Annotated in this window: 1 protein-coding gene and 1 pseudogene; both read left to right on the plus strand. The window is 73.8% G+C overall.

Going from position 1 to position 5,016, the window contains the following annotated elements; genetic code table 11:
• Window positions 1-3,415: type I polyketide synthase (locus MXD57_RS31025; protein WP_250405548.1), on the plus strand; the 3,415-nt coding region annotated here is incomplete at its 5' end.
• A gap of 171 nt (window positions 3,416-3,586) precedes the next feature.
• Window positions 3,587-5,016 (plus strand): annotated as a pseudogene (locus tag MXD57_RS31030) (type I polyketide synthase); the annotation flags it as partial.

Raw genomic sequence — 5,016 nt, forward strand, 5'->3', positions numbered from 1 at the left:
TGAGATGGGGTCGGCGAACTTCTGGGTACGGCACGTCCGCGAGGCGGTGCGGTTCCTGGACGGGATCCGCGCCCTGCAGGCCGCCGGGGTCACGATGTTCCTCGAACTCGGCCCGGACGGGGTGCTGTCGGCCCTGGCCCAGGACTGCCTGGCTGGTGAGGCGGACGCGGCGGTCTTCGCGCCCGCCCTACGCAAGGGGCGGCCGGAGACGGATGCGCTCGCCACCGCCCTCGCCCAGGCCCACGTCCGTGGCGTGACGGTCGACTGGGGCGCGTACTACGCCGGTACCGGCGCCCGGCGGGTCGACCTGCCGACCTACGCCTTCCAGCGTGAGCGGTACTGGATCGACTCCTTCGCAGAGTTCGACGACGTCACCTCCGTCGGAATCGGTGCCGCCGGGCACCCGCTGCTCGGTGCCGCAGTGGAGCTGCCGGAGTCGGACGGGTTCCTGTTCACCGGGCGGCTCTCCCTCCGCACGCACCCCTGGCTCGCCGACCACGCGGTGGCCGACACCGTCGTGGTGCCCGGCGCCGCCTTCGTCGAGCTGGCCGTCCGCGCCGGTGACGAGGTCGGGTGCGAGGTCGTGGAGGAGCTGACGCTGGAGGCGCCGCTCGTGCTCCCCGAGTCGGGTGCCGTGCAGCTCCGCGTCACCGTCGGGGCGTCGGACGGTCGAGGGCGCCGTCCGATCCGGGTGCACGGCCGCGCGGAGACCGCCGGTTCGGCCGGGCTCACGGACGGGGCGTGGCTCCGTCACGCGACCGGACACCTCACCACAGAGACCGACACCGACACCGATACCAACACCGATACCGATACCGACACCGAGATCACCGACACAACCGGCACCGAGACCGCCGGCACCACCCGGCCCGACACCGTCACCGATGTCGGCCAGTGGCCGCCCGCCGGTGCCGAGCGGGTCCCGGTCGACACGGTGCTCGACCGACTGACGGCGGACGGGCTGCACCACGGGCCCGCGTTCCGGACGCCGATCGAGGTGTGGTCGCGCGGCGAGGAGGTGTTCGTCGAGGCCCGGCTCTCCGACGACATACGGTCGTCGGCGGCCCGATTCGCGTTGCACCCGGCCCTCCTCGACGCCGCGTCGCAGGCGCTGGCGGCGGGTCCGGGCGGCACGGGCAGGATTCCGCTCGTCTGGCGGGGGGTGCGGCTGTACGCGGTCGGCGCCGACGTTCTCCGGCTGCGGATCACCCCGTCCGGGAAGGACACCGTGTCCGTCGCGATGGCCGACGAGCGGGGCGTGCCCGTCGCGTCCGTCGAGTCGCTGGTGACGGGTGAGGTCGACGCCGCGAGGTTCACCGTCGTCCCGGACGGCGGCCACGAGTCGCTGTTCCGCCTCGACTGGGTGCGGACCACGGCTCCGGCACGGCCTACCGCCGCCCCTGCCCTTACCACCGGCCCTTCCGCGTCCGCCGCGGCGGTCGTCGGTGACGCCGGGGGCTCCCTCGCGGAGGGGCTGAAGGCCGCCGGTCTCACCGTCGAGGTGTACGAGGACCTGGACGCGCTCGACATGTCCCTCGCCGCCGGGCGGGCGGTGCCGGAAACGGTGTACGTCCCGTTCTTCCCGGCCACGGCCACGGCCACGGCCACGGCCACGGCCACACCCACGCCCCCGGCGGCGGAGGGGTCCGCGGGCCTCGCGGACGCGTTGCGCACGGCGACGCACCGCGCGCTGGCGACGGTGCAGGGCTGGCTCGACAACGGCCGGTTCACCGATGTGCGGTTGGCCGTCGTCACCCGGGGCGCCGTGGCCACGGGCACCGATACTGATCCGGAGGCCGCGGACCTCGCGCACGCCCCGGTGTGGGGCCTGGTGCGCGCGGCGCAGGCCGAGAACCCGGGCCGGTTCGTCCTCGTCGACCTCGACGGTGACGAGGCGACCGTCCGGGCGCTTCCCGCGGTGGTCGCCTCGGACGAGCCCGAACTGGCCGTGCGCGGCGGGGTGATCCACGCCCCCCGTCTGGCCCGGGTGGCCGCCGGGGCCACCCTCGGTACCGACGGCCGCCGGATCGATCCCCGGGGCACGGTCCTGGTCACCGGGGCGAGCGGCGGGCTCGCCGGGCTCCTGGCCCGTCACCTGGTCGCCGAGCACGGTGTACGGCACCTGCTGCTCACCAGCCGGCGTGGTGCCGAGGCCGAAGGCGCTGCGGAACTCACGGCCGCCCTCAGCGGGGCGGGCGCGCACGTCACCTGGGCCGCCTGCGACGTGGGCGACCGCGACGCGCTGGCCGCGCTGCTGGGCTCCGTACCCGCCGAGCACCCGCTGACGGCGGTCGTGCACACCGCGGCCGTCCTCGACGACGGGGTCGTGGACCTGCTCACGCCCGAGCGGGTGGACCGGGTGCTGCGGCCCAAGGCGGAAGCCGCGCTCCACCTGCACGAACTGACCCGCGACCTGGACCTGTCGGCGTTCGTGCTGTTCTCCGCGGCCGCCGGCACACTCGGCGGCGCCGGGCAGGCCAACTACGCGGCGGCCAACGTCTTCCTCGACGCCCTCGCCCGTCACCGCAGGGCCCGCGGCCTCACCGCCCTGTCCCTGGTCTGGGGCATGTGGGCCGAGGAACGCGGCATGGCCGGGCGGCTCACCGGCGCCGAGCGGAGCCGGGCCGCTCGCGGCGGGGTCACGCCGCTGTCGGCGGCGGAGGGACTGGCACTGTTCGACGCGGCTCTCGCAGCGGACGAACCCGTCCTCGTACCGGTCGGGATCGACCTCCCGACCGTGCGGGCCCGTGCCGCCGACGGCGAGGTCCTGCCGATGTTCCGAGGGCTGGTACGCACCCCCGTCCGCAGGTCCGCCCGCGGCACGGACCGCCCGGCGGAGACCGAGACCGGGGCCGCGGACGGCGCCGGCGAGCGGACGGTGGCCCAGCGGCTCGCCGAACTGCCGCCCGCCGAGCGGGAGCGCACCGCACTGGACCTGGTACGCGGCCACGTGGCCGCCGTACTCGGGTACAGGTCGGCCGAACTCGTCGGCGAGGCCCAGGCGTTCAAGGAGCTGGGCTTCGACTCCCTCACCGCCGTCGAGCTGCGCAACCGGCTCAACGCCGCGACCGGTCTTCGACTGGCGGCCACGCTGGTCTACGACCACCCGACCCCGGCCGCCCTGGCGCGGCACCTGCTGGGCGAGGTGGCACCGGACACGGCCGAGCGCAAGCTCTCCGTACTGGAGGAACTCGACCGGCTGGAGAGCACCTTCTCCTCGCTGGCCCCCGAGGAACTGTCGGCGGCGGCCGGCGACGAGGCCGCGCACGCGCGGGTCGCGGTACGCCTCCAGACCCTGCTGGCCCAGTGGAACGCCGCCGGCCAGGCGGAGGACGAGACGGGAGCCAGCGAGATCGAAGAGGCGAGTGACGACGAGCTGTTCGCCCTCATCGACAAGAAGTTCGGCCAGGGCTGATGCCGGCCCGGCCTCCGGGACGTACCGCCGGCATTCCCGGCGGTACGTCCCGCCCCCGGCCCCGAGAAACGCCCCCACCGCAAGAAATCCCAGAATTTTCCGAGTGCGTGCGAACACCTCCACGACTCGACCACGCGAATAGGTGAAGAGCCAGTGGCGAACGAAGCGAAGCTCCGCGAATACCTCAAGAAAGTCACGACGGACCTCGACGAGGCGTACGGACGTCTGCGGGAGATCGAGAGCCAGGCCCACGAGCCGATAGCCATCACGGCGATGAGTTGCCGCTTCCCGGGCGGTGTACGGTCCCCGGAAGCGCTGTGGGAACTGCTGAGCCGTGACGGCGACGCGCTCACCGCGTTCCCCGCGGACCGTGGCTGGGACCTCGACAACCTGTTCTCCGAGGACCCCGACGACCACGGCACGTCCGTGACGCGCGAAGGCGGCTTCCTCGCCGACGCGTCCGCCTTCGACGCGGCCTTCTTCGGAATCTCGCCCCGGGAGGCCATGGCGATGGACCCGCAGCAGCGGCTGCTGCTGGAGACCTCCTGGGAGGCGTTCGAGCGGGCGGGCATCGACCCGGGGACGCTGCGGGGCAGCCAGTCCGGCGTGTTCGTCGGCATCAACGGTTCCGACTACCTCACCCCCCTCCTGGAGGCGGCCGAGGACTACGCGGGACACCTGGGCACCGGCAACGCCTCCAGCGTGATGTCCGGCCGGCTGTCGTACACCTTCGGTCTCGAAGGCCCGGCGATCACCGTCGACACCGCCTGCTCCGCCTCGCTGGTCGCCCTGCACCTGGCCGTCCAGGCGCTGCGCAACGGCGAGTGCGCGCTCGCCGTCGCGGGCGGTGTGCACGTGATGTCCACCCCGGGGCTGTTCGTCGAGTTCAGCCGGCAGCGCGGGCTGGCCCCGGACGGCCGCTGCAAGGCGTTCGCGGCCGCCGCCGACGGGTTCGGCCCGGCGGAGGGCGTTGGCGTCCTGCTCCTGGAGCGGCTCTCCGACGCCCGCAGGAACGGACACCCGGTGCTGGCGGTGGTGCGCGGTTCGGCGATCAACCAGGACGGTGCCAGCAACGGCCTGACGGCCCCCAACGGGCCGTCCCAGCAGCGGGTCATCCGCCAGGCCCTGGCCAACTCCCGGCTGTCGGCCGACCAGGTCGACGCCGTGGAGGCCCACGGCACCGGAACCAGCCTCGGCGACCCCATCGAGGCCCAGGCACTGATCGCCACCTACGGCCAGGACCGGCCGGCCGACCGGCCGCTGCTGCTCGGTTCGGTCAAGTCGAACATCGGGCACACGCAGGCCGCCGCGGGCGTGGCGGGCGTCATCAAAATGGTCCTCGCGATGCAGCACGGCGTGCTGCCCCGAAGCCTGCACATCGACGAGCCGTCCCCGCACATCGACTGGGAGTCCGGCTCGGTGGCGCTGCTCACCGAGCCGACCGCGTGGCCCGAGACCACGCATCCCCGCCGTGCGGGTGTGTCGTCGTTCGGGTTCAGCGGGACGAACGCGCATGTGATCGTGGAGCAGGCGCCGGAGGCCCCTTCGGGCGAGGGTGCTGCCGCTGGTGCTGGTGCTGGTGCTGGTGCTGGTGCTGCTGG

Origin of the sequence: Streptomyces cellostaticus (genome assembly GCF_023630175.1) — a bacterium.
GTDB classification, from domain to species: domain Bacteria; phylum Actinomycetota; class Actinomycetes; order Streptomycetales; family Streptomycetaceae; genus Streptomyces; species Streptomyces cellostaticus_A.